A 24,319-nucleotide genomic window follows, 5' to 3' on the forward strand; every position below is an offset into this window, starting at 1 on the left:
CGGGCAGGGGACAATGCGAATTGTCTATGGATCCCTCCCGCCTTGTGCCTCAACCATGAAACTTGCCACCTATAAAGACGGCTCCCGTGATGGTCAGCTTGTCGTCGTTTCGCGTGACCTGAGCCAGGCGCACTACGCCAACGGTATTGCAAGCCGCCTGCAGCAGGTGCTGGACGACTGGGGTTTTTTGTCGCCCCAGTTGGAGGCGCTTTCGGTCAGCCTCAATCATGGCAAGTTGCGGCATGCCTTCAATTTTGAGCCCGCACGGTGCATGGCGCCCTTGCCGCGCGCCTACCAATGGGCCGATGGCTGCGCTTACCTCAACCATGGAGCGCTGTTGCGCAAGGCGGCGGGGGTAGATATGCCTGAGAACGCCGCGCTGGACCCGTTGATGTGCCAGGGCGGTAGCGATGATTTTCTGGGCGCCTGCGAACCGGCGCGTTTTGTGTCCGAGGCGATGGGCATTGACTTCGAGGCGGAGATTGCCGTCATCACCGGCGATGTGCCCATGGGCGCCACGCCCGGGCAGGCGCTGGAAGGCGTGCGGCTGCTGATGTTGGCCAACGACTGGCGCTTGCGGCATTTGATCCCGGCGGAGTTGGCCAAAGGTCAAGGGTTTGTTCAAAGCAAGCCGGCCACCGCGTTCAGTCCGGTGGCCGTTACGCCCGACGAATTGGGTGCGGCCTGGGCCGGGGGGCGGGTGGATTTGAGTTTGCAGTCCATGTGGAACGGCCGCAAAGTCGGCCAGTGTGAAGCCGGGCCTGAAATGAATTTCCACTTCGGTCAGCTGATTGCCCATCTCGCCAAGACGCGGCGGGTGCGTGCCGGCAGCATTGTGGGCTCAGGGGCAGTCAGCAACAAGGATTGGAGCCGTGGCTACAGCTGCATCGCTGAAAAGCGTGCGATTGAAACCCTTGAAAAGGGCGTGCCCAAGACCGAGTTCATGAAGTTTGGCGACAGTATCCGCATCGAAATGAAAGGCCGCGACGGCTTGAGCGTGTTTGGCGCCATTGATCAAGATGTGGTGTCTGTGCATGAGCCCGAGGCGCCTGAGGCGGGCGCGGCGCCGGGCGCTACAGTCTGAATTCACTCTCTCTTTGACGGAGCCGCTCCATGATGTCTTTGAATCGTCGCCAGGCTGTTTTGGGCTCGGGCCTGTGGGCCGGGGCCTTGCTTGCGCCCTGGGCGTTGCCTGCATGGGCCGGCCTCAGTGAAGGGGATGCCGTGTCGGGCATCCGTGCGGCACTGGAGCGGGGCGCGAATTCGGCCATCGCCAACCTGGGGCGCAAAGATGGTTTTCAGGGCAACCCGGCGGTGCGCATCGATTTGCCCGGTCAGTTGAAGGATGGCGTGCAGTTGCTCAAGATGATGGGGCAGGGGCAGCAGGTTGATGATCTGCTGGTGGCGATGAACCGTGCGGCGGAGGCCGCTGTTCCCGCCGCCAAGCCCTTGCTGAGCTCCGCCATCCGCTCTATGAGCGTGGAAGACGGTAAGCGCATCTTGCAAGGCGGCGACGATGCCATCACCCAGTACTTTGCCGGCAAGACGCGCGAGCCTTTGGCCCGGCAGTTTTTGCCTATCGTGACGCAGGCTACGCAAAAGGTGGCCTTGTCCGACAAGTACAACGCGGTGGCAGGCAAAGCCGCTGGGCTGGGCTTGATCAAGAGCGAGGACGCCGACCTGCCGCATTACGTCACCGGGCGCGCGCTGGACGGTTTGTTCCACATGATTGCTGACGAGGAACGCCGGATTCGCCAAGACCCCGTGGGCACGGGCAGCGCCTTGCTCAAGCAGGTTTTCGGGGTTTGAGTCTTGGGGATACCGGCAGGCGCGGCGGGTGAACGACAATAGAGGCTTGAACTTTTGAAGCCCTTTCGCGCCAGCCATGAATGATTCTTCCAACGAGACGCCCGATCTGAACTCGATCCCGAGTGCTGAGGAGGCGTCCGCCGCTCCGGTAGTTCCCCCGTCAACAGCTGCTCCGGTGGCCGCCGACCTGTCTCCTGCCGAGTGTGCCGCCAAGTTGCGTGCCTTGTTTCCGGCCCTGTTTGGCGGGCGTGATTTCAAGCCGCTGAAGCTGCGCATCCAGGCGGACATCCAAGAGCGCGCCCCGGGCCTGTTCACGAAGGCGCAGCTCTCGGCGTTTCTGCGCCGCTTCACCGGTAACACCGGTTACCTGATTGCGCTGGGCCGGGCCACGCATCGCTTCGATCTAGATGGTCAGCAGGCCGGCGAGTTGAGCGAAGAACATCGTCTGGCTGCTCGCGAAGAGTTGGCACGCCGACGCGGTCTGCAGCAAGAGCGCATCGAGTTGGAACAAACCCAGGCCCGCAACCGCGCGGGGCTTTTGCATGATTTTGAGCGCACGACCCTGACCTTGAGCAATTTCTGCGTGCTCAAAGGCGTGACGGAAGCCGAGCTGCCCGGGCTGCTGGAGATTGCGCGTGCCGAGCGTGCCGCCCAGCCCGCGCAAGAGCCGCGAGACACGCAGCGGCCCCGTCAACCCCAGCAACCCCGCCGCCCGCAGCGGGCGGGAGGCGAGCGTGACGCTGACCCACGGCAGCGCGGGCCGCGTGGCCCACGTCCCAATGCCGGCCGCCCGGCACGGTAAATCTGGCCTTCCTACAATGCTCGCATGAACGCCATTCACTACACCCGCGGCGCAGCGCTGCCCGCCATCATGCAAAAGCGCATCGTCATACTTGATGGCGCGATGGGCACCATGGTGCAGCGCTACAAACTCACCGAGGCTGATTTTCGTGGTGAACGATTTGCTGCGCATGGCAAGGACCTCAAGGGAAATAACGATTTACTTCCCTTGACCAAGCCCGAGGTGGTTCGCGAGATTCACGAGCAGTATCTGGCGGCGGGCGCCGACATCATCGAAACCAATACCTTCGGCACTACCTCGGTGGCGCAGGAAGACTATGGCCTGCAGGACTACGCCTACGAGATGAATGTGGCGGCGGCACGCCTGGCCCGAGAGGCCTGCGACAAATACAGCACGCTGGACAAACCGCGATTTGCGGCGGGTGCGCTCGGCCCGACGCCGCGCACGGCGTCGATCAGCCCGGATGTCAATGACCCCGGCGCGCGCAATGTCGATTTCGACACCTTGCGCGCAGCCTACTACGAGCAGGGCAAAGCCTTGCTCGATGGCGGCGTCGACCTGTTCCTGGTGGAGACGATTTTCGACACCTTGAACGCCAAGGCCGCCATTTTTGCGCTCGATGAATTGATGGAAGACACCGGCGAGCGCCTGCCGGTGATCATTTCTGGCACGGTGACCGATGCTTCGGGTCGTATTCTTTCCGGACAGACGGTCACCGCGTTTTGGCATTCGGTGCGTCACGCCAAGCCTTTGGCCATTGGCTTGAATTGCGCCTTGGGGGCGACGTTGATGCGCCCCTATATCGAAGAATTGGCGAAGGCGGCGGGCGCCACGGCGATCAGTTGCTATCCCAACGCAGGCTTGCCCAATCCGATGAGCGATACCGGCTTCGACGAGACGCCCGATGTCACCGGGCGCTTGATGGAAGACTTCGCCAAGAGTGGATTTTTGAACATCGTTGGTGGCTGCTGTGGCACCACGCCTGCGCACATTGCCGCCATTGCGCAGCAGGTCTCGGCCTACAAGCCGCGGGTTTGCGGCGACAAGTTCTTCAGCAATCTGGTGAGCGCCTGAAGTCGGGCGGCGACAACGCGGGGCTCATGTCCACCTTGTCGCTGGCGAATTCGATCAACTTGTCCAGGTCAAGAATCACGATGCAGCCATAGCGCAGCGCAATCAACCGAGCCTCTTTGAGTTTGCGAAGGGCGAAGTTGATGCGTTGCCGGCTGGAGCCCAGGATGTCTGCAAAATCGTCTTGCGAAACTTTCTGCTCGATGACCAAGGTGCCTGATCGGGGAATGCCATAACGCTTGGCCCACAGGACCAGGGTGCTGGCCAGGCGGATGTCGATGGCCTGCCCGGTATCGCGGTTGAGCTTGGCGTAGGCCATGCGCATTCGGTAGGCCAATTGCAATTCGATGGCACGGCCGATGCCTGGGTCTCGCAAGCGCTCTTGGCGCACATGCGCCCCTGGAATCAGCAGAACCTGGGTGCCCGGCGACCGCGCGCAAGTGTCATAGGGATAGAGCGAGCCGTCGACCATCGGCACGTAGCCGACCGTGTCCCCCGCCATCTGTACCCCCAGCAGATAGCGTTGCCCGTCCATGCGCATCTGGCTGAAATTTAACGCGCCGTCGACGATGACGGCAAGCATGTCAAAGGGCTCGCCGTTGTGGATCAGATGCTCGTCTTTGGCCAGCACCTTCAAGTGCCCGCCGCCCACCAGCCGCTCGAGGGTTGCAGCAGAACAAGCGCTGAAGCCCAGGGTTTGGGCCAGATAACGGTGCGCTAATTGACGGGCTTGTTGACTTGCGCAGGTGCGAGGTTGTAGCGCCCGGTTTGTATGTTGCGGACGTTGTGTGCATTGGGAGGCGGCGTCGACCTTGAAATCAACAAGCATGGCATTGAACCCGGGCAGTATCAGTGGTTCAGTTTTGCCGAAATTCAACCGGCTAACCGGGGCGGGTTGTAGCCAACTGGAGCGACAAGGCACAGTTCGAAAAGTCGGAACGACTGGACGATTTTTGAGCCTATGGCAATGGAAATGCGCCCCTGGGGCGCACCCTGTTCTGTCCAATTTTTGACAGATTGGCGGAGAGACTGACTCGAACAATGGACTCCTCCAACCTCGGACCCGTCATTTCAGGCGGACCTTCGGAGGTTTCAATCATTCAGAGGAATCTTCATGCATATGTCAAAGATTGCCATCGCGGCATCGGTCTTCTGCGCCGCAGTCCCTTCCGCGCATGCCGATGCTCCGCAATACACCTTCGTGGATCTGGGCGTGATGTCCGCCGGTGACAGCTCGCAGGCTACGGCGATTTCGGCCAACGGCCAAACCATTGTTGGGCGCAATCTGGGCAGCACCAGCTTTACGCCGGTCATGTGGTCGAGCGGGGGCGCGATCATCGGCATGAGCAGCCCCTATGTCTATTCAAACGCCTTGGCCGTGAATGACAGCGGGGTATCGGTAGGTGTTGGACAGAACAACCTGCGCTATGGCCAGACCCCGATGACGTGGAGCAGCAGTGGCGTGGGCACGGCACTCGCCCTGCCGAGCGACTACTTGACGGGGCAAGCCAATGGCATCAACAACAACGGCATCATCGTTGGCAGCGTCGGGTCAAGCAGCAGTCAACGGGCTGCCATGTGGAACAACGGTGTCCCGTCCATCATTTCCGCGACCGCTGCGGATGGAAGCTTCATGACCGTGGCCAAGGGCATCAACGCCAGCGGACTGATCGTTGGTCAAGGTGTGAACCCGAACAATGCCGCCCTGAGCGTGGGCCTAGTCTATGACACTGTGAGCGGGAAGATGACCGAATTGGCACCGCTTTCCGGCATGAACGGCACGGCGCCCTATGCCATCAACAGCAGCGGAGCGATTGCAGGCTGTAGCAATGTCAATGGGGGCGGCTGCACGCCGGTGGTCTGGTCTTCAAACGGCACGCTCACCCAAATGGCATTGCCGGCTTTGGCCTCAAGTGGCTATGGTGTGGCCATCAATGCTTCTGGCCAGGTGCTGGGCAGCGGGGGCGGGGCCTACTCTGTACCCTTTTTGTTTGATGGCACAGCGACCTACAGCATTGCCAGTCTCGTGCCGGCTTCGGTGATCGCCGAGGGTTGGGACTTTTCCAACAACACCGCGACCTCCGCCACCGGGATCAGTGACCAGGGTGTGATCGTGGGTACGGCGAATTCGCCGGGAGGCACTGCGCATGCCTATGAGTTGATCCCGACTGCCGCCGTGCCAGAGCCTGGCACCTTGGCAATGATGGTGGCCGGTTGTCTGATGATCTCCGGGCTTTCGCGCCGCCGCATGAAGCGGGACCGCTGAACAGCGGTCAGCGTAGACGGAATGCGCGCGCCTTTATTCAGCGGGCGACCCTTCAGTGCAGCGTGTCAAGAAGGCTGGCACCGCCGCAACCCGAGCGCCTGAGTTGCCCCTTCGAGTCGAACCCTCTTGTTGGGAGCTGAGGCCTTGGGCTGCGTTGATGATCTCAACGCGGTCGAGCAAGCGCCTGTTCGGGTGGTTGGCGGCGGTGCATCGCGCGCAGCGCTCACAATTTCAGCAACCGCTCCATATTCACTAGCAATTTCAGTTCATGCGGGGCGAGGCTGCCGGCGACGGCCTGGGTGGTCAGCCGTGTGTCCCGCGGTACTGGCTCACTCAACGGATTGCCACTCTTGCCCAGCAGCGCAGCCACCATGGGCTCCGTCGCGCTGTGACCACGCTTGAACACCATGCCAACTTCTCCATTGGCCAGGCGAACCAGGCTCCCCGGCGGGTACAAGCCCAGCGTTTTGATGAGGGTGGCACCCGCTTCATCGGGTTGACGCAACTCATCCAGATAGACCGACCGGCTGGCGCTTGCGCCGGCCATGGCTTGGCGGGTGCGTCGCGGGCTGAGTCGTGCGGCATAGCTGTCGATGCGGCGCAGCAGGCGGGCCAGGTGCTCGGCCGGCGAGCGGCCCGCCAAAGGGCCCGGCCCCACTTCGTGGTGGAGGCGCACCGTATGCAGCCAAAGTTCGGCGCTCACCCCCAGGCTTTCCAGCAGCGCCGCACTGCGATCGCCGTGGCCCATCAAGGTGCGCCGCTGGGCCTCGGTGGCTGCGTCTTGCTGGCTGGCCAAGCGGTCTTGTGCAATGGTGATGGCGATGTTCATGCTCAGCGCTGCTTGCGTCAGGGCCAGTCGATGGTCATCGGGCAATCCCAAATGGCGAGCACACAATTCAGCCAAGACCAGGCACAGCAGCGCGTGGCGGCTGCTATAGCGCGAGAAGTCCTGGCTGGACTCAAAGATCAGCAGCGTCAATGTTGAATCGGGTTGGCGCGCAAGCCGTGCAAGGGCGTCGTTATGCAGCTGCTGAAAGCGCGGGCGAAAGTCCTCCACCCGAGGCTCACGCAAGAGGCTGGCGGCATGTTCGTGAAAATCAGCCCAGGCGGCTTGCAGGCCCAACTCCGGGCGGGCGCTTTGGCGTTCGTTTTTGACGATGTCTGCCTCGGCCTTGATGATGTCGCCCAGCGCGGCACCTTGGTGCATCAAGGTGTCCATCTTGTGGGCCAGGGCTTTTTGGTATTCCTTGGTTTCGTGGGCCTGGACCCACACGCCACGGGCAATCACCTCCCGCATATGGGGGCTGTCATGCAGGACTTGGCCTTTGATGACCAGCAGCTTCCCTTCGGCGTCCCGAATGGAGTAGGGCAAGGGGTGACCAAAGCGCAGTGCAACAGCAGGAAACGGGATCAGGTCCAAATCGGCATCGCTCTCTTTTTTGTAGATTGTCGTCTTGAAATCCGTTGAACTTGAGAATTAGGACTCGAGCGCTCCGGCTGAGCGTAAAATCCAGCTCGGTTCAAGGAGCGTTGCGACAGGCCTTCAGGGGCGTGCCAGGCTTGAACAAGGGGTGCCAGCGGATGAGTCCGACTGCGTGCTCTCCTGCAACGGCGCTCACCGAATCCCTGTACTGGGCCGCGGTGAGTTCGCGGTCATCGAATTTTTGAGGCTGCCATGTCGTCTGCTGCACAACCCACCCCCCCCGCAATGAAGCTTTCCGGCTTGGAGGCCGTGCAGATTGGTGCCGGAACCTTGTTCGTCAACGTCGGGGAACGTACCAACGTCACGGGCTCGAAGGCATTTGCCCGCTTGATCTTGAACGGGCAGTTCGAAGAGGCGCTGGCGGTGGCTCGGCAGCAGGTCGAGAACGGCGCGCAGGTGATCGATATCAATATGGACGAGGCCATGCTGGACAGCCAGGCTGCCATGGTGCGATTTTTGAACCTGATCGCGGGTGAGCCCGAAATAGCCCGCGTGCCCATCATGATCGACAGCTCCAAATGGAGCGTGATCGAAGCCGGCTTGAAGTGCATTCAAGGCAAGGGCATCGTCAATTCCATCTCGCTCAAGGAAGGCGAGGCTGAATTCAAGCGGCAGGCCAATTTGGTGCGGCGTTATGGCGCGGCGGCGGTGGTGATGGCGTTTGACGAAAAAGGTCAAGCGGATACCTACGCGCGCAAGACTGAAATCTGCGAGCGCGCCTATCGCATGTTGGTAGACGAGGTCGGATTTCCGCCTGAAGACATTATCTTCGACCCCAATATCTTTGCCATTGCCACCGGCATTGAGGAGCACAACAACTACGCGGTCGACTTCATTGAGGCCACGCGCTGGATCAAGTGCAACTTGCCGGGTGCCAAAGTCAGTGGTGGTGTTTCAAACGTCAGCTTCAGCTTTCGCGGCAACGACCCGGTCCGGGAGGCCATTCACACCGTGTTTCTCTACCACGCCATTCAAGCGGGTATGGACATGGGCATCGTCAACGCCGGCATGGTGGGCGTCTATGACGACCTGGATGCAGAGTTGCGCGAGCGTGTCGAAGACGTGGTGCTGAACCGGCGACCCGACTCCGGTGAGCGATTGATCGAGGTGGCTGAGCGGGCCAAAGGCATGGCGCGCGACGACAGCGCCCGGCTGGCTTGGCGTGTGGGCGATGTGGATCAGCGCCTGAGCCATGCGCTGGTTCATGGCATCACGGAGTTCATCACCGAGGACACGGAGGAAGCCTGGCAGGCGGTGCAAGCCAAGGGTGGGCGCCCTCTGCACGTGATCGAAGGCCCGCTGATGGCCGGTATGAATGTGGTGGGCGACCTGTTTGGCGCGGGCAAGATGTTTTTGCCCCAGGTGGTCAAATCGGCCCGTGTGATGAAACAGGCGGTGGCCCATCTGTTGCCCTATATCGAGGCAGAGAAGCTGGCCATGATCGCGGCCGGTGCCGAAGCCAAACCCAAAGGCAAGATCGTCATCGCCACGGTCAAGGGCGATGTCCATGACATCGGCAAGAACATCGTCACGGTGGTCCTGCAGTGCAATAACTTTGAAGTGGTCAATATGGGCGTGATGGTGGCCTGCCAGGACATCCTGGCCAAGGCCAAGGAAGAGGGCGCCGACATCATCGGTCTCTCTGGTTTGATCACGCCCAGCCTGGAGGAGATGCAGCATGTGGCTGCGGAGATGCAGCGGGACGCGTACTTCAGCTCGCGCGGCACGCCGCTGCTGATCGGCGGCGCCACCTGCAGCCGCGTGCACACTGCCGTCAAGATTTCGCCGCATTACGAAGGTCCGGTCGTTTACGTGCCCGATGCCTCGCGCAGCGTGGGTGTGTGCAGTGATCTGTTGTCGGACGAGCGCGCCGCCAAGTTCATCGCCGAACTGAAGGCCGACTACGACCAAGTCCGCCATTTGCATGCCAACAAGAAGCAGACGCCCATGGTGACGCTGGCGCAGGCGCGGGCCAACAAGCACGCCGTTGATTGGACGAGTTATGTGCCGCCGAAGCCGCAGTTCATTGGCCGCCGGGTGATCCGCAATTACGACTTGGCGGAATTGGCTGAAAGTATCGACTGGGGCCCCTTCTTCCAGACTTGGGACCTTGCCGGGCCCTTCCCCGCAATCTTGAAGGACGAAATCGTCGGGGCAGAGGCGCAACGCGTGTTCAGCGACGGCAAGCGCATGCTGCAGCGGCTCATCAGCGGGCGTTGGCTGCAGGCCAATGGCGTGTTCGGCCTGTACCCGGCTGCGCAAGTGAGCGACGATGACATTGAAATTTATACTGACGAATCACGCAGCGAGGTGCTGATGACGTGGCACGGCTTGCGCATGCAGTCGGAGCGGCCGGTGGTGGACGGGGTGAAGCGGCCCAACCGCTGCCTGTCTGACTTCATCGCGCCCAAAGGGCAGGTGCCCGATTACATCGGCCTGTTCGCCGTCACTGCGGGCCTGGGTGTGGACAAGAAAGAGGCGCAATTCCTTGCCGATCTGGACGACTACTCGGCCATCATGTTCAAAGCCTTGGCCGATCGTCTGGCTGAAGCCTTTGCCGAGCGCCTGCATCAGCGTGTGCGCACCGAGTTCTGGGCGTATGCGGCGGACGAAACGCTTTCCGCCGACGAGTTGATTGCCGAGAAGTACCGTGGCATTCGCCCGGCACCGGGCTACCCGGCTTGCCCGGACCATCTGGTCAAGCGCGAGGTGTTCCGCGTGTTGGCACCGGAAGAGATTGGCATGGGCCTGACCGAGTCGATGGCCATGACGCCGGCCGCCAGTGTCTCGGGGTTCTACTTTGCCCATCCGGACGCCGCGTACTTCAATGTCGGCCGGATCGGGGCCGATCAGGTGTCCGACTGGGCCCAGCGCATGGCCTTGACCCAAGAGGCCGCTCAGCGTGCCTTGGCGCCTTTGCTTTGAAGGCAGGACCGAGAAACCGATTCGAATCGTCAACGGGTATTCAACACGTGCTTACACCTTGGCGCGTGGGTTGAGGCACTGGCGCAATTTTGCGTGGCATGCTAGAAAACTATGGTTTTCCCTCACTTTCTTGTCAGATCATGAACACCGCTTCTCAACGTTCTATCGGGATCGTCCTGCTGCTCGCCTTGTTGGCGGGCGTTTACGCCTTGGGCCGCTCGCAAAGCGGTGTGGAGGGCGGCCCCGCTCATGCCTCATCTGCAGCCTTGGTGTCGGAAGCGCCTGTCGCGGCTTCGACGCCCGCTACGGCTGCATCTACCGTGGCCGCTGTCGCGACCCCCGCGAGTGCTGTGTCGGCGAGTGCGCCGCCAGCGCCACTTGTGGGGGCTGCAAAAGCCTTGCCTTCCGTGGCGTCGGGCAGCAAGCAGGTCGCGCACCATGCGCCAGTGCCGGCACGTCAGCCCGAGTCGTCGATGGCGCCGCCTTTGGAATCTGAACCCCGGCCGGCGGCCAAGGAGGCGCCTGCTTTGTGTGCTGAATGCGCAACGGTGGCCGGCGTGCAGCAAGTCCAGCGTGAAGGTCAGGCGAGCGGTATCGGCGCCATTGGCGGCGCTGTGCTGGGCGGTTTGCTGGGCAACCAGATTGGCGGTGGCAACGGCAAGAAGCTGGCAACCGTGGGGGGCGCAGCGGCCGGGGGTTACTTCGGCAACGAGATGGAAAAGAAGCAGAAGGCGCGCCACGCGTGGGTGGTGCGCTTCAACCATGCCGATGGCAGCAGTTCCAGCACCGAATACGACCATGACCCGCAACTGCGGGTTGGTGAGGTGGTTCGCTTGCGTGATGGCGAGGTGATTCGGCAGCCCTGAAGCGACTGGAGCGGTTGATCCGGGGGAGGCGGCTGAGGAGGCGCCCCCTTTCTTAAGCGCGATACAGCCCGCGCCGCATCTGCACGGCCTCGGCGATATGCCGCTGGTGGATGTCGGGGCTGGCTTCCAGATCGGCGATGGAGCGCGCCACCCGCAGCACGCGGTGATAGCTGCGCGCCGACCAACCCAGGCGTTCGGTCACTTTTTGCAAAAACGCCAGCCCTTTGGCGTCTGGCTGTGCATGCTGTTCCAGCAGGGCGCCTGTGAGGCGGGTGTTGCTGCAGCCTTGTCGATCGACCGCCCGTTGCCGGGCATCGGCAACGCGTTGAGCCACCACGGCGCTGCTGTCGCCGCAGGCCAGGGCGGCCAACTCGGCGGGCGGCACCGCCGGTACCTCGATGGAGAGGTCGATCCGATCCAGAAACGGGCCGCTGAGTCGCGCCTGGTAGCGCGTGATCTGTTCCGGGCTGCAGCGGCAGGTATGCAGCGGGTTGCCCAAGTGTCCGCAGGGGCAGGGGTTCATCGCCGCCACCAGTTGAAAGCGTGCCGGAAATTCAGACTGCCGCGCCGCCCGCGAGATCAGAATGCGGCCCGTCTCCAGGGGCTCGCGCAGCGCTTCCAGGGCGGTTCGATTGAATTCTGGCAATTCATCCAGGAAGAGCACGCCATGCAAGGCCAGTGAAATCTCGCCCGGCCGGGGCGAGCTGCCGCCACCGACCAGGGCGATGGCGGACGCCGTATGGTGAGGGCTTCGCATGACGCGCTGCGCCCAGGCCTGGGTTTGGAATTGCCCGCAAAGGCTCAGCACCGCGGCCGACTCCAGGGCTTGTTCATTGGTCATGGGGGGCAGCAAGGCTGCCAAGCGTTGCGCCAACATGGACTTTCCGGTGCCTGGTGGCCCTACCAACAACAGTGAGTGCTCGCCAACTGCAGAAATTTCAAGCGCACGCTTGGCGCCAGCCTGGCCTTTGACATCGCGCAGATCGGGGCCCGCTGGCGCCACTTGGCGCGGCAATGCTTGTGCACGGGGGAGCGGCTGTTCGCTGCCTGTCTGTAAGGCGGCCACCACGTCGAGCAGATGCCGGGCCTCCAGCACCTGCACATCGTCCACCAGCGCCGCTTCCGCCGCGCTGTCTTGCGGCAGGATCAGGCTGCGCTGTTGATGCTCCCGGCGCAGGGCGAGGCTCATGGCCAGTGCGCCGCGGATGGGGCGCAGTTCGCCGCCCAGGGAGAGTTCTCCTGCGCATTCAAAGTTGGCCAGTTGGCTGGCGTCGATTTGACCGTTGGCGGCCAGCAAGCCCAGCGCAATGGGCAGGTCGAAGCGCCCGCCTTCCTTGGGCAACTCGGCCGGCGCCAAGTTCACCGTGATTCTTTTGTTGTGGGGGAATGAGAGCCCGCTGTTGAGCAAGGCTGCGCGCACCCGCTCGCGAGACTCCTTGACCTCGGTCTCGGCCAAGCCGACCAGGGTGAAGCTGGGCAACCCGTTGGCCAGATGTACCTCCACGCTAACGGCGGCTGCGTTCATGCCGTCCAGGGAGCGGCTGTGGACAAGGGCGAGCGACATGCATTTTCCTTAATTTGGGGCAAATCCGTAATGCACGAAATTGGTGCGCAACCCAAATGAGTGCGTATTGGGTGCTGCATACCCCGCCGTGGTGCGCTTGTTAGGGCACGGTGCAAGGGTTGGCCCTTGCAAACGGTAACAAAGCGCGAAAGTTCGCGACTTGAAAAAGCTGGCACGGAATCTGCTTTACTGACTTCGATGCTTTGTAAAGCGTGCCCTTCTCATCTTTTGAACAACTTGCCAGGAGTTTTACGATGAAGTCAGTCTCCGTTCTGTTTGCTCTCGCTTTGGTGGCCGGCGCCATGCCTGTCTACGCTGAAGAAGCCCCCGCTGCCGCTGCAGAGGCCGCACCTGTCAGCCCCTTGAGCTTCAACGTGAGCGTGACCAATGAGTACCGCTATCGCGGTATTTCACAATCGCGCCTTGATCCCGCCTTGCAAGGTGGCGTGGACTACGCTGCCGAAAGCGGTTTCTACATCGGCGCCTGGGGTTCCACGATCAAATGGATCAAGGATGCCCCCTATAACGGTGGCGCGAACGTCGAGATTGACCTCTATGGAGGCTACAAGACCGAGGTGGCCAAGGGCCTGACGCTGGATGTGGGCGTGCTGAATTACGTCTATCCCAGCAATGACCTGAACCCGAGCGCCAACACGACTGAGCTCTATGCCGCGCTGACTTTCGGCCCGGTGACCGCCAAGTATTCGCACAGCGTTACTGATTTGTTCGGCAACGTCGACAGCAAGGGCTCGGGCTACCTCGATGTGTCCGCCACCTTCGAAGTGGCCGAAGGCCTGACGGTGACCCCGCATATCGGCTATCAAAAGGTCGCGCACAACAGCGCCGCCAGCTACACCGACTACTCCCTCACGGTGAACAAGGATTACGCCGGCCTGACCTTTGGCGCGGCCGTCATCGGCACCGACTCTGACGCCTACTACGGCGGTTCGTCATTGACATCGATGAAGAACCTGGGCAAGACCGGTCTGGTGGTTTCCGTGAAGAAGACTTTCTGATTCGATTGCTTTGACGATTTTTGCGAGGACTGAACCATGAAGATGATCACTGCCGTTATCAAGCCGTTCAAGCTTGACGAAGTGCGCGAAGCCCTGAGTGCCATTGGCGTGCAAGGCTTGACTGTCACCGAGGTCAAGGGCTTTGGCCGTCAAAAGGGCCATACGGAGTTGTACCGTGGCGCCGAGTACGTGGTGGACTTTTTGCCCAAGGTGAAGATCGAGGCGGCGGTGGATGACGCTGTGGTCGAACAAGTCATCGAAGCCATCGAGTCCGCAGCCAAGACCGGCAAGATCGGCGACGGCAAGATCTTCGTGTCGCCGCTGGACCAGGTCGTGCGCATCCGCACCGGCGAAACCGGCAACGAAGCGCTGTAACGCGTTCCGGCGCTTATCGCGCCGTCATGCGCCCGGCGCAGTCCCATTTAAATCCTCCTCATTCACCCTGCTCCCTGTTGGAGACTTCAATGAAGAAACTATTTGCCTGTCTGGCTTTGGCTGCCGCGGTGCTCGCACCGGCCGCTTGGGCGCAAGACACCGCGTCTGCCCCGGCCTCGGCGGCAGTCACCGCCGTCGCTGACAGCGCTCCTGCGGCTGACACGCCAGCCCTGGCTGCTTCCGCTGCACCTGACGCTGCAGCGTCGGGCGTGGATGCCGCTTCCGCCCCTGTGTTGGTGCCCAACAAGGGCGACACCACGTGGATGATGTTGTCCACGCTGCTGGTCATCATGATGACGGTCCCGGGCCTGGCGCTGTTCTACGGCGGTCTGGTGCGCAGCAAGAACATGCTGTCCGTCCTGATGCAAGTGATGGTGGCCTTCTCGATGATCGTCGTGCTGTGGGTGATCTACGGCTACAGCCTGGCATTCACCGAAGGCAATGCGTTCATCGGCGGTACGGACCGCTTGATGATGAAAGGCATCTGGGACAATGTCGCCGGAACCTTCGCCAACGCGGCCACTTTCAGCAAGGGTGTGGTCATTCCTGAGATGGTTTATGCGGCGTTCCAGGCAACCTTCGCCGGTATCACCGCCTGCCTGATCGTGGGTGCCTTCGCTGAGCGCGCCAAGTTCTCCGCGGTGCTGGCCTTCCTGGCGCTGTGGTTCACCTTCAGCTATCTGCCGATCGCGCACATGGTCTGGTTCTGGGCTGGCCCGGACGCCTACACCAGTGCCGCCGTCGTTGACAAGGTCAACAGCACCGCCGGCCTGATGTGGCAATGGGGCGCGCTGGACTTCGCTGGCGGTACCGTCGTGCACATCAATGCCGCTGTGGCGGGCTTGGTGGGTGCTTTCATGATCGGCAAGCGCATCGGCTACGGCAAAGAAGCCTTCACGCCGCACAGCCTGACGCTGACCATGGTGGGTGCCTCGCTGCTGTGGGTGGGTTGGTTCGGTTTCAACGCCGGCTCCGCGCTGGAAGCCAACGGCACTGCCGCCCTGGCCTTCATCAACACCTTCATTGCCACGGCTGCTGCCGTGTTGGCTTGGTCTGCAGGTGAAGCACTGCACAAAGGCAAGGCCTCGATGTTGGGTGCCGCTTCGGGTGCTGTGGCTGGCTTGGTTGCCATCACACCGGCTGCCGGCAACGTCGGTATCGGCGGTGCCTTGATCGTTGGTGTCATCGCCGGCTTTGCCTGCCTGTGGGGTGTGTCCGGCCTGAAGAAGATGCTGGGCGCTGACGACTCGCTGGACGTCTTCGGCGTGCATGGTGTGGGCGGCATCATTGGTGCTTTGCTGACCGGTGTGTTCAACTCCCCCGCGCTGGGTGGCCCGAGCTTTGTGGGTGACTGGGTGACCGCCACTTCGGTGACGCCCGACGCTTACTCGATCGCAGCCCAAGTGCTGGTTCAGGCCAAGGCCGTCGGTTTGACGGTGGTCTGGTCTGCCGTGGTCTCCGTGATCGCCTTCAAGATCGTTGACATGGTCATCGGCCTGCGCGTGACGGAAGAAGAAGAGCGCGAAGGTCTGGACATCAGCTCGCACGGCGAGACGGCCTACCACAAGTAACACAAACGGTGCTCGAAGCGCGCAGGTCGCGCTTCCAACGAAAAGCCAGCCGGACGAATGTCCCGCTGGCTTTTTCTATGGGGTTGGCCCCATGCGATTTGATTCATAACGACCGGTGTAAACCTAAAGCTGACGTGTACTTTGCTCGGTGCCAGATCGTCTGTGACCAGGAGCTAGAACTGCGGGAGATCACGAGGCTTGCGTTGGCCCACGACTTCGAAGGTGTGAGTGCACCCGGCATACGTGACCGCAACAAAGCAGACAAGGCCATCGCTGGGCGGGCTGCCACCTATGCTCAAGTGGAATAGCGCCCAGGTGGAGACGCCCGCTGGGTGAGCCCCAGCAATCGTGTCAACGTGGCAAAGGGAGACTTACCTTCGTCTTTGAGCGAGACCGGCAAGACAACCCGCTTTACTTGGCTTGCCAAAGCCTCCAAGTCAATGCAGCAGCCAAGAGCATCAGACCGGGCCTGAATAGAAACGTAAAGATCAAATACTGCGAGGGCGAATGCTCCCAGCCTTTGAATTGAGACACAAACGCTACCAGAGCCAAAACTGCAATCGCGGCCACCGAGCATTTCAAAACGTGTTGACGCCGCTTTGTAGTTAAAACGAAGGCAATGGCACCGCCCAGCCACAACAGGAATGGCGGTAGGAAGGCGTAAAAAAATGAATCCCAAACTTGGCCGGTGGAAAGCTCACCATGCCATGGGTGTTGCAGCCTGTAGAAACCCATGAACACGCCTATTGTCATCGGGTAGCCAATGAGCAGCCCCAGGAGTGCGCCAACAATGACCAAGATCGCAACCCGAGGTCTCATTGCAAGTCCCAAAGCCAGACCTCTTTTGACTGTTCAAAGTCAGAAAACGTTCCTTCCCAACTCAGGCCAAGATGCAAACGAAGCCATGTGAATTGACTGCCCTTCATATTCCTTCAGTTGCAAATGGCATCAGGTCATTGCTTTCGTTGGTGCGGGGGAAAAGGTATCTCGCTGAAGATGTTGTAGGGCTTCGTTTGGCTTGTCTGTCCCCTGAAACCGGGTCGGGGCTATCCACACCTTTTTCGTGGAGCCTCGGCCATCAGGGCAACGCAAATTGCCGATGTGATTTGCGCCGACTGCTCAGGGGGTTTGGGGATCGACCGGATGCGCTTTGCGGGCGCGCAACAGCACTTCAGTCAACTCCAGTAGCTTGGCTGGGCTGAAGGGCTTGCCCAAAAAGAAGTTGGCCCCAGCATCCAGCGCGCGTTGCTTGGCACGGGCGTCCGCGCTGACCATCACGATCAGCATGCCGGCCAGTGAAGGCTCTGCGCGCAGACGCTGACAAGTTTGGACGCCATCAATCTCACCGGGCATCATCACGTCGAGAAACACCAGATCAGGGCGCAATGTCTGCGCCATCGACAGGCCTAAAGTCCCGTTCGGCGCTTCTTGCAAGGTCACATCGCAGTCTTCAAGGGACCAGCGAATCAGCCGCCGAATTTCAGCGTTATCGTCAATGATCAGAACCTTGGATGTCATAGGCAGCGATAAAAAGCGGGCTCGTGGCAGATATTAGAACGTTTATGCGCAGCTCAATGCATGGGCGGGTCTTGGCATCCTTGCATTTGGCCTCATCTGTCAACCCTCCCGGGGCCGAGCGGCGCTCCTAGAATGATGTCATCTCTCTTGCGAGCACCCCTATGGTTCCCCATCTCATCACTGCACTGACCGGCCCGATCAATGAGTTGGAGCAACGCGTCCTGGAGTCCATGCCGGCGATCGAGCGCTGGTTCCGTCTGGAGTGGATGGAGCACACTCCGCCGTTCTACAGCTCAGTGGATCTGCGCAATGCGGGCTACAAATTGGCACCGGTTGATACCAATTTGTTCCCCGGCGGGTTCAATCACTTGACGCCCGATATGTTGCCCCTGGCGGTTCAGGCCGCCATGGCTGCTATCGAGAAGATTTGTCCCGAGGCCAAGAACCTGCTGCTGGTGCCGGAAAACGACATTCGCAATAGTTTTTATCTCAGCAATCTTGCGACCTTGGTTCGCATTTTCAGTCAGGCGGGTTTGAACGTCAGGCTGGGCAGTCTGGACCCGACCGTCACTGGGCCGACCGAGTTGTCACTGGCTGACGGCAGCGCCCTGACCCTGGAGCCCCTGCTGCGCACCCGCGGCCGGGTCGGGCTGAAGGGCTTCGACCCCTGTACGGTGCTGCTGAATAACGCCTTATCTGCTGGGGTGCCGCGCAGCATCGAGCACTTGCACGAGCAATACCTGTTGCCGCCGCTGCATGCCGGTTGGCCCAGCCGGCGCAAGAGCCAGCATTTCAAGGCCTATGAGGAAGTGGCCAAGAAGTTCTCCAAACTTCTGGGCATGGACTCTTGGTTGATCAACCCCATGTTCATTCCCCTGCAAAGTGCGGACTTCAGCGCCGGGCAGGGGCTGGAGGCCTTGCAGACCCAGGTGGATGCGGTGTTGAGCAAAACGCGCCGCAAATACAAGGAATACGGCATTCAGGAGAAACCTTTTGTCGTCATCAAGCCCGACGCGGGCACCTATGGCGCGGGGGTGTTGACGGTTCGCGATGCCAAGGAGTTGCCGGAGTTGATGCAGCGTAGCGCTTGGGGTAGGGGGCCGGACGGGGCGTCCGCGCACCAGATCGTTGTGCAAGAAGGCGTGGTGACGCACGAGCGGGTGCACGATGCGGTGGCCGAACCCGTGGTCTACATGATGGACCGCTATGTGGTGGGCGGTTTCTACCGTGTTCATGCCGAACGCGGGGTGGACGAAAACCTGCACGCGCCCGGTGCGAGCTTCGTGCCACTGGCCTTTTCGCAAGCCTCCCAACTGCCGCGCCCGGGTGAAAAGCCTGGCGTCAGCGCGCCTAACCGTTTTTATATGTATGGCGTTATTGCGCGTCTGGGTATGCTGGCGGCCAGCTATGAGTTGGAAGTCACCGACCCAGAGGCTGAGGTTTACGCCTGAGGCGGAGTCGGGCGGCGCCAACGCTTTGGGGTGATTTGATGCACTGCAGCAAATCTGAGCGCAGAATATCGACTTTCGATCAACGCGGCATTTAAGGCCGTGCCAAATTCGTGAGTTCAGAAAAATCGGTGCGCAGCCCTTCTGCGTTGGCGGCGCTAACGCTGGGTGCATTGGGCGTCGTCTATGGCGACATTGGTACCAGCCCGCTTTATGCGCTGAAAGAAGTGTTCAACGCCGGCCATGTGCCCTTGACCCCTGAGAACATCATCGGGATCTTGTCCCTGGTGTTTTGGACGCTCACCATCGTAGTGTCTCTGAAGTATGTAGCCCTCATCATGCGGGCCAGCAACAACGGCGAAGGCGGCACCATGGCCTTGCTGGCGTTGGCTGGGCAAACGGTGTCGGGCCGGCCCCGGCTGAAGCTGGCCTTGCTGCTCATGGGCATCATGGGGGCGGCCATGTTCTATGGTGACGGTGTGATCACCCCGGCCATTTCCGTGTTGTCGGCCATCGAGGGTCTTGAACTGGTCACGCCGGCGTTTCAGCCCTATGTGGTGCCCATCACCTTGGGCATTTTGCTGGGCTTGTACGCCATTCAAAAGCACGGCACCGGCGCCATGGGGGTGATGTTTGGCCCGATCACCTTGGTCTGGTTCTTTGTCATCGCCTACTTCGGTTTGATCTGGATCTTGCGCGAGCCTGCGGTGCTGGCGGCGATCAACCCGGTCCACGCGCTGAGTTTTGCCCTCACCCATGGCCACGTCACCTTGATTGTGCTGGGGGCGGTGTTTCTCTCCGTGACCGGTGCGGAAGCCCTGTACGCAGACATGGGCCATTTCGGCCCCACGCCGATTCGCCTTGCCTGGTTCTTGCTGGTGTTTCCGGCCCTGGTGATGAACTATTTTGGGCAGGGCGCTTTGCTGTTGGCGCAACCTGCCGCAGTGGAGAATCCGTTCTTTCGCATGGTTCCCGAGGCATTTTTGCTGCCCATGGTGGGCCTGGCGGCCATGGCCACTGTGATCGCGTCGCAGGCCACCATCTCCGGCACTTTCTCGGTCACCAAGCAGGCGATTCAGCTGGGCTACCTGCCGCGGATGCGGGTCATCCACACCTCCATCAAGGAGACTGGCCAGATCTATATCCCGGCGGTCAACTGGATGCAGTTTGGCGCCATCATTGCTGCGGTTGCCTTGTTCGGTTCTTCATCGGCGATGGCCACCGCCTACGGCATCGCGGTGACCGCCACCATGGTGTTGACCACGCTGATGACCTTCTTCGTCATTCGCTACCTTTGGAAATACCCGGCTTGGCTGTGCTGGAGCGCGACCGCCTTTTTCCTGTCCATTGAGCTGGTGTTTTTGTCGTCCAACATTCTCAAGGTGTTCTCGGGCGGTTGGTTCACCCTGGCCATTGCCGCTGCGGTTTTCACCGTCATGCTGACCTGGAAGCAGGGTCGCCGCTTGCTGGCCGCCAAGCTGCGTGAAGATGCTATCGATCTGCGCAGCTTTTTGGAGGCTGTCTTTATCAGCCCACCGCATCGGGTGGTGGGGTCCGCCGTGTTCTTGTCGGCTGAGCCGGGCATGACGCCCAACGCCTTGCTGCACAACCTCAAGCACAACAAGGTGCTGCACGCACAGAACGTCTTTGTCACTGTCAAGCACCATGAGGTGCCCTGGATCGACCCCGAGCAGCGTGTTCGCATCGAAGACCTCGGTCACCACTGCTGGCAGGTCAGCCTGAACTTCGGGTTCAAGGACGAGCCCGATGTGCCGCAGGCGCTCACCCTGCTGAAGCCGCATGGCGTGGTGCTTGACGATATGGAAACGAGTTACTTCCTCTCACGCGATATCGTTATCCCGACCATCGGTAGCGGTATGGCCTTGTGGCGTGAAAAGCTGTTTGCCAGCATGCACCGCAATGCCTCTGCCGCGGCAGACTTTCTGCACCTGCCCGCCAACCGGATTGTGGAGTTGGGCTCCAAGGTGGAGATTTAGGTCGATTGAGGAGAGATGACTACCGAGCAAACGGGGGCCCAAGCGGCCCCCGTTTGCATTTTCGGCAGTCAGCGATGTTTGTATGGCGGGCAGCTACAAACCGATTAACTGCGCATTGCACCATCTATATTCAGAGTTAGCATGGGGCCTGATCTCCCCGGAACATTAAGGTATCGCTCAAGGTCATGGAAGGGTGATTGAATGAGCCTCAGTGCCAAATTCCTGCTGGTTATTGCCTCGCTGACGGCGGGGCTGCTGATCGTGACGATCAGCGCCTTTCTGATGATTCGTGATGTGCAGCAGGATACCGAAGCCATGAGCAATCATGTCTTGCCGGCCGTTGAAACTTTCGACGCCCTGGAGGTGAATCTGCACAAGAACCGGTCCATTGTTCTGGAGTTGCTGCATTCGCACAGTGCCGATGAGGTGACGGGTTTGCTGGAGGAATACAAGGAGGCGACCAACAGCACTAGCCGTTTGCTGGACGAGGTTCGCCTGCGCTTCACCCGTACCGAGTCTGACCGTGCGCTCTATCAAGACATCATTCAGGCCCGAAGTAAGGTCGTGCGAGAGCGCACGGCCATCATTGCCTTGGTTCAGGCCGGGCGAGCCGCCAATGGGTTGGAAAAATGGCAGGCCTTGGATGCCGACATCGATGTGGTGGAAGGACTTTATCGCGAGGGTCGCAGGCGGACACAAAACACCGCGCATGAGGTGCTGCTGGCGTCCCGGGAAACCCTGGCGTCTTCGAAAAACAGGGCCATCGCCCTGACTTTGATCGCCATTTCGGTGGGCCTTGTGCTGGCGGTAACGGTGTATCGCAAGATAGCCAAACCAATTCAGGACTTGTCGCAAGAGTTGCAGGTGTTTCAGCAATCACCCGATCTGAACATGCGATTCGAGGTGCGGTCCATGTCTGAGCTGGAAGTGATTTCGCGCTCCTTGAACATGCTGATGGATTGGGTGCGTGACAACGCCCGACAGCAAGAGATGCAGCGCGACATGATTTCGCGCATGGCCAACCATGACAATCTGACCGGCCTGCCCTTGTGGCGGTTGGGCAAAGATCGTTTGCTGATGGCGATGGCGCAGGCCGACCGAGCCCGCCAGAATTTTGCGCTGATGTTTCTCGATCTGGATGGTTTCAAGGCGGTCAACGACACCCATGGGCATGCCGCTGGCGATGCGGTGTTGAAAGAGGTTGCGCAGCGCTTGAGTCAGCAGTTACGTCATGTGGACACCGTGGCCCGCATAGGGGGCGACGAGTTTGTGGTCATCCTGGGCCCGGTGGCTGACGAGGCGGTAGCGCGGCACATTGGCGGGCGAATCATCGCTGCCTTGACGCACCCCATCCATTTTCAAGACCAGCCTTTGTTGGTGGGCGTCAGCATTGGTATGGCGATTTATCCCCAGCATGGCAAGGACGCCGACACCCTGCTCAAGGCGGCCGATCAGGCGATGTATGCGGTCAAGAGGGCGGGCAAGAACAACTTTGCTTTCGCGATGGACCCGAGCGACGCCTGACGGCGTTTCAAACGAGGGCTTCAGCCCTCCGCCCTTGGGCGGATAGGTGAATCACCGTGCCTTGCGGGATCAACTCCCAGCCGTCGTGGTCGCCTTCAAGTGGCTCAGAGGCAATCACCTCGCCCTGTGCTGCATAACGATGAAGGTACAGGGTGGGCGCCCGGCGGTCACTGGCAAAGCGGAAAGCGTGGATGTCCTTCCCGTTCGCCAGCGCGGCTGAAAAACGCAAGGGTTGCTCGATGTGCAGCACCTGCATCATGGCCAGGGTTTCATTCAGCACCTGCCCGACCGCCTGTGCCACCGGTTCGCCCATTTCCATGCGATTGATGATCATCAGGAAGAGTAATTCCGAGTCGGTGGCGCCGCGCCGGTGCTCGAACAAATGGTCAGGCAGGCGTGCCTCCATCGTCCGTCGCAGCTGCCCATAGCCGCCAATTTGCCCGTTGTGCATGAAGAGGTAGGGGCCGTAATGAAACGGGTGGCAGTTCTGCCGCGAGATTCCGGTGCCGGTGGCCGCGCGCACGTGGGCGAAGAACAGCGGCGAGCGCACATTGCTGCACAGGGCCAGCAGATTTTCATCCGACCAGGCGGGCATCACCTCGCGGTAGATCCCTGGGCTGTTGCGCTCCCCGTACCAGCCGATGCCGAAGCCATCGCCGTTGGTGACCGCCTTGGCTTCATCGGCACGCAGCGACTGTCGCACCAGGGAGTGCCGCGGCGCGCAAACCAACTCTTCCAAGAAAATCGCGTCACCCAGATAGGCTAAAAATCGGCACATGATGTGAAGGTAGCGACTGTTGAACGGGCGGTCAACTTGAACGCTTCGTTATGCTCGGGGACATGAAAATTTGGCTTCGCGATCTTTCTCTTTCGGCCATCGTGGCGGGCTTTGTAGCAGTTTTGGTGGGTTTCACCAGTTCGGTTGCTATCGTCTTCCAGGCGGCTCAGGCTTTGGGCGCCAGCCCGGCGCAAACAAGTTCATGGATGTGGGCCTTGGGCCTGGGCATGGGCTTCACCAGTCTGGGCCTGTCCTTGTGGACCCGCCAGCCGGTGCTGACGGCGTGGTCCACCCCCGGCGCGGCCCTGATCGCCGCCACCTCGGGGGTGCCGATGAGCGAGGCCATTGGCGCATTTCTGGTCTGTGGCGGTTTGATGGTGTTGTTTGGCGCCACCGGCTGGTTTGAGCGTTTGATGGATCGCATTCCCCTTGCGGTGGCCTCCGCCTTGCTGGCGGGTGTGCTGGCGCGGTTTGGCCTGGATGCAGTCTTGACCGTCAAGACCGCGCCGACACTGGTGCTGGCCATGGCGGGCGCTTATTTGCTGGGCAAGCGGGCCTGGCCGCGGTACGCGGTGCCCGGTGTCTTGCTGAGTGGCGTGGCGGTGGCGGCGTGGCAGGGGCGTTTGCAGTGGTCGGCGGTGGAGTGGGCCTGGGCGAAGCCGGTCTGGACCTCACCCAGTTTCAGCATGGCGGCCTTGATCGGCGTCGCGTTACCGCTGTTTTTGGTCACCATGGCGTCGCAGAACTTGCCGGGCGTGGCGGCGCAGCGCGCGTCGGGTTACACCACGCCGGTGTCGCGCAGCATCACCGTGACGGGCCTGGCCAGCGTGCTGTTCGCACCGTTTGGCGGTTATGCCTTCAATCTGGCGGCCATCACGGCGGCCATTTGCATGGGCCGCGAGGCGCATGAGGACCCGCGCCGTCGCTATGTGGCCTCCAGCATGGCGGGCGTTTTCTATATCGCTCTGGGTTTGGCGGGCGGTGCGGTGGTGGGGTTGTTGGCGGCATTTCCGCGGGAACTGGTGGCGGCGATTGCGGGGCTGGCGCTGCTAGGCACCATTGCCGGCGGCCTGAGTTCGGCCTTGAAAGAAGAAAAGCACCGCGATGCCGCCATCCTCACCTTTTTGGTGACCCTGTCCGGGTTGAGCGTGCTGGGCATCGGTTCCGCCTTTTGGGGCGTGGTGGCCGGCAGCATTTCCTTATTGGTGCAACACTTGCGGTCAAGATAGTGACCCGAACCCGTCTC

General features: G+C 61.0%; 20 protein-coding genes and 1 riboswitch. Of the genes, 14 read left to right on the forward strand and 6 right to left on the reverse strand.

Going from position 1 to position 24,319, the window contains the following annotated elements; translation table 11 throughout:
- Window positions 1-55: 55 nt before the first annotated feature.
- The 4 genes from PRZ01_RS06925 (at window position 56) to PRZ01_RS06940 (ending at window position 3,685) form a co-directional block, all read left to right on the forward strand.
- Window positions 56-1,084 (forward strand): fumarylacetoacetate hydrolase family protein, encoded by a 1,029-nt coding sequence (locus PRZ01_RS06925; RefSeq protein WP_273596042.1) that lies wholly within the window; start codon window positions 56-58, stop codon window positions 1,082-1,084.
- Window positions 1,085-1,113: 29 nt separating this feature from the next.
- Window positions 1,114-1,809, forward strand: a complete 696-nt coding sequence (locus PRZ01_RS06930) for a DUF4197 domain-containing protein (protein WP_338111457.1) — start codon at window positions 1,114-1,116, stop codon at window positions 1,807-1,809.
- A gap of 76 nt (window positions 1,810-1,885) precedes the next feature.
- Window positions 1,886-2,611: a ProQ/FinO family protein gene (locus PRZ01_RS06935; protein WP_273596043.1), complete on the forward strand. Its 726-nt coding sequence runs from the start codon at window positions 1,886-1,888 to the stop codon at window positions 2,609-2,611.
- 24 nt (window positions 2,612-2,635) lie between these two features.
- Window positions 2,636-3,685, forward strand: coding sequence for a homocysteine S-methyltransferase family protein (locus PRZ01_RS06940; RefSeq protein ID WP_273596044.1), 1,050 nt, complete (start codon window positions 2,636-2,638; stop codon window positions 3,683-3,685).
- On the opposite strand, the gene PRZ01_RS06945 is transcribed toward PRZ01_RS06940, so the two are convergent.
- The gene (locus tag PRZ01_RS06945; RefSeq protein WP_273596045.1) at window positions 3,663-4,511 is read right to left on the reverse strand and encodes a Crp/Fnr family transcriptional regulator; all 849 of its coding nucleotides are present in this window, start codon (window positions 4,509-4,511) and stop codon (window positions 3,663-3,665) included. The genes PRZ01_RS06940 and PRZ01_RS06945 overlap by 23 nt on opposite strands.
- A 285-nt stretch (window positions 4,512-4,796) precedes the next feature.
- Here PRZ01_RS06945 and PRZ01_RS06950 point away from each other — a divergent pair, with 285 nt between their 5' ends.
- Window positions 4,797-5,948, forward strand: coding sequence for a PEP-CTERM sorting domain-containing protein (locus tag PRZ01_RS06950; RefSeq protein ID WP_273596046.1), 1,152 nt, complete (start codon window positions 4,797-4,799; stop codon window positions 5,946-5,948).
- Window positions 5,949-6,171: 223 nt separating this feature from the next.
- On the opposite strand, the gene PRZ01_RS06955 is transcribed toward PRZ01_RS06950, so the two are convergent.
- The gene (locus PRZ01_RS06955; protein ID WP_273596047.1) at window positions 6,172-7,368 is read right to left on the reverse strand and encodes an HD-GYP domain-containing protein; all 1,197 of its coding nucleotides are present in this window, start codon (window positions 7,366-7,368) and stop codon (window positions 6,172-6,174) included.
- A gap of 96 nt (window positions 7,369-7,464) precedes the next feature.
- Window positions 7,465-7,572: riboswitch (S-adenosyl-L-homocysteine riboswitch) on the forward strand.
- Between the two features lie 51 nt (window positions 7,573-7,623).
- Between PRZ01_RS06955 and metH the strand changes: the two genes are divergently transcribed.
- Entirely contained in the window at window positions 7,624-10,356 is a 2,733-nt protein-coding gene (metH, locus tag PRZ01_RS06960) for a methionine synthase (RefSeq protein WP_273596048.1), read from the forward strand.
- 140 nt (window positions 10,357-10,496) lie between these two features.
- Complete coding sequence (locus tag PRZ01_RS06965) at window positions 10,497-11,222, forward strand: glycine zipper 2TM domain-containing protein (protein WP_273596049.1); 726 nt, start codon at window positions 10,497-10,499, stop codon at window positions 11,220-11,222.
- 52 nt (window positions 11,223-11,274) lie between these two features.
- On the opposite strand, the gene PRZ01_RS06970 is transcribed toward PRZ01_RS06965, so the two are convergent.
- Complete coding sequence (locus PRZ01_RS06970; RefSeq protein WP_273596050.1) at window positions 11,275-12,786, reverse strand: YifB family Mg chelatase-like AAA ATPase; 1,512 nt, start codon at window positions 12,784-12,786, stop codon at window positions 11,275-11,277.
- A gap of 254 nt (window positions 12,787-13,040) precedes the next feature.
- On the opposite strand from PRZ01_RS06970, the gene PRZ01_RS06975 reads away from it, so the two are divergent.
- The 3 genes from PRZ01_RS06975 to amt all read left to right on the forward strand — a co-directional run bounded on the left by PRZ01_RS06975 (window position 13,041) and on the right by amt (window position 15,808).
- Window positions 13,041-13,802, forward strand: coding sequence for a TorF family putative porin (locus PRZ01_RS06975; RefSeq protein ID WP_273596051.1), 762 nt, complete (start codon window positions 13,041-13,043; stop codon window positions 13,800-13,802).
- A 36-nt stretch (window positions 13,803-13,838) separates the two neighbouring features.
- Window positions 13,839-14,177: a P-II family nitrogen regulator gene (glnK, locus tag PRZ01_RS06980; protein WP_273596052.1), complete on the forward strand. Its 339-nt coding sequence runs from the start codon at window positions 13,839-13,841 to the stop codon at window positions 14,175-14,177.
- A gap of 89 nt (window positions 14,178-14,266) precedes the next feature.
- Window positions 14,267-15,808, forward strand: a complete 1,542-nt coding sequence (gene amt / locus PRZ01_RS06985; protein WP_273596053.1) for an ammonium transporter — start codon at window positions 14,267-14,269, stop codon at window positions 15,806-15,808.
- A gap of 411 nt (window positions 15,809-16,219) precedes the next feature.
- Here the strand turns inward: amt and PRZ01_RS06995 are convergent, their stop codons facing one another.
- Window positions 16,220-16,627, reverse strand: a complete 408-nt coding sequence (locus PRZ01_RS06995; RefSeq protein WP_273596054.1) for a hypothetical protein — start codon at window positions 16,625-16,627, stop codon at window positions 16,220-16,222.
- 300 nt (window positions 16,628-16,927) lie between these two features.
- On the reverse strand, window positions 16,928-17,326 hold the full coding sequence (locus PRZ01_RS07000) for a response regulator transcription factor (RefSeq protein ID WP_273596055.1): 399 nt from the start codon (window positions 17,324-17,326) through the stop codon (window positions 16,928-16,930).
- A 161-nt stretch (window positions 17,327-17,487) separates the two neighbouring features.
- Between PRZ01_RS07000 and gshA the strand changes: the two genes are divergently transcribed.
- The 3 genes from gshA to PRZ01_RS07015 all read left to right on the forward strand — a co-directional run bounded on the left by gshA (window position 17,488) and on the right by PRZ01_RS07015 (window position 22,295).
- Window positions 17,488-18,777 (forward strand): glutamate--cysteine ligase, encoded by a 1,290-nt coding sequence (gshA, locus tag PRZ01_RS07005; protein ID WP_273596056.1) that lies wholly within the window; start codon window positions 17,488-17,490, stop codon window positions 18,775-18,777.
- A gap of 110 nt (window positions 18,778-18,887) precedes the next feature.
- Window positions 18,888-20,771 carry a potassium transporter Kup gene (locus PRZ01_RS07010; protein ID WP_273596057.1) on the forward strand — a complete coding sequence of 628 codons (1,884 nt, stop codon included), beginning with the start codon at window positions 18,888-18,890 and terminating at the stop codon, window positions 20,769-20,771.
- 201 nt (window positions 20,772-20,972) lie between these two features.
- Window positions 20,973-22,295, forward strand: a complete 1,323-nt coding sequence (locus tag PRZ01_RS07015; RefSeq protein WP_273596058.1) for a diguanylate cyclase domain-containing protein — start codon at window positions 20,973-20,975, stop codon at window positions 22,293-22,295.
- Between the two features lie 7 nt (window positions 22,296-22,302).
- On the opposite strand, the gene PRZ01_RS07020 is transcribed toward PRZ01_RS07015, so the two are convergent.
- Window positions 22,303-23,073, reverse strand: coding sequence for a class II glutamine amidotransferase (locus PRZ01_RS07020; protein WP_273596059.1), 771 nt, complete (start codon window positions 23,071-23,073; stop codon window positions 22,303-22,305).
- A gap of 62 nt (window positions 23,074-23,135) precedes the next feature.
- On the opposite strand from PRZ01_RS07020, the gene PRZ01_RS07025 reads away from it, so the two are divergent.
- On the forward strand, window positions 23,136-24,302 hold the full coding sequence (locus tag PRZ01_RS07025) for a benzoate/H(+) symporter BenE family transporter (protein WP_273596060.1): 1,167 nt from the start codon (window positions 23,136-23,138) through the stop codon (window positions 24,300-24,302).
- The last annotated feature ends 17 nt before the right edge of the window (window positions 24,303-24,319 follow it).

It is taken from the genome of Roseateles koreensis, assembly GCF_028595305.1.
GTDB lineage: Bacteria > Pseudomonadota > Gammaproteobacteria > Burkholderiales > Burkholderiaceae_C > Paucibacter_A > Paucibacter_A koreensis.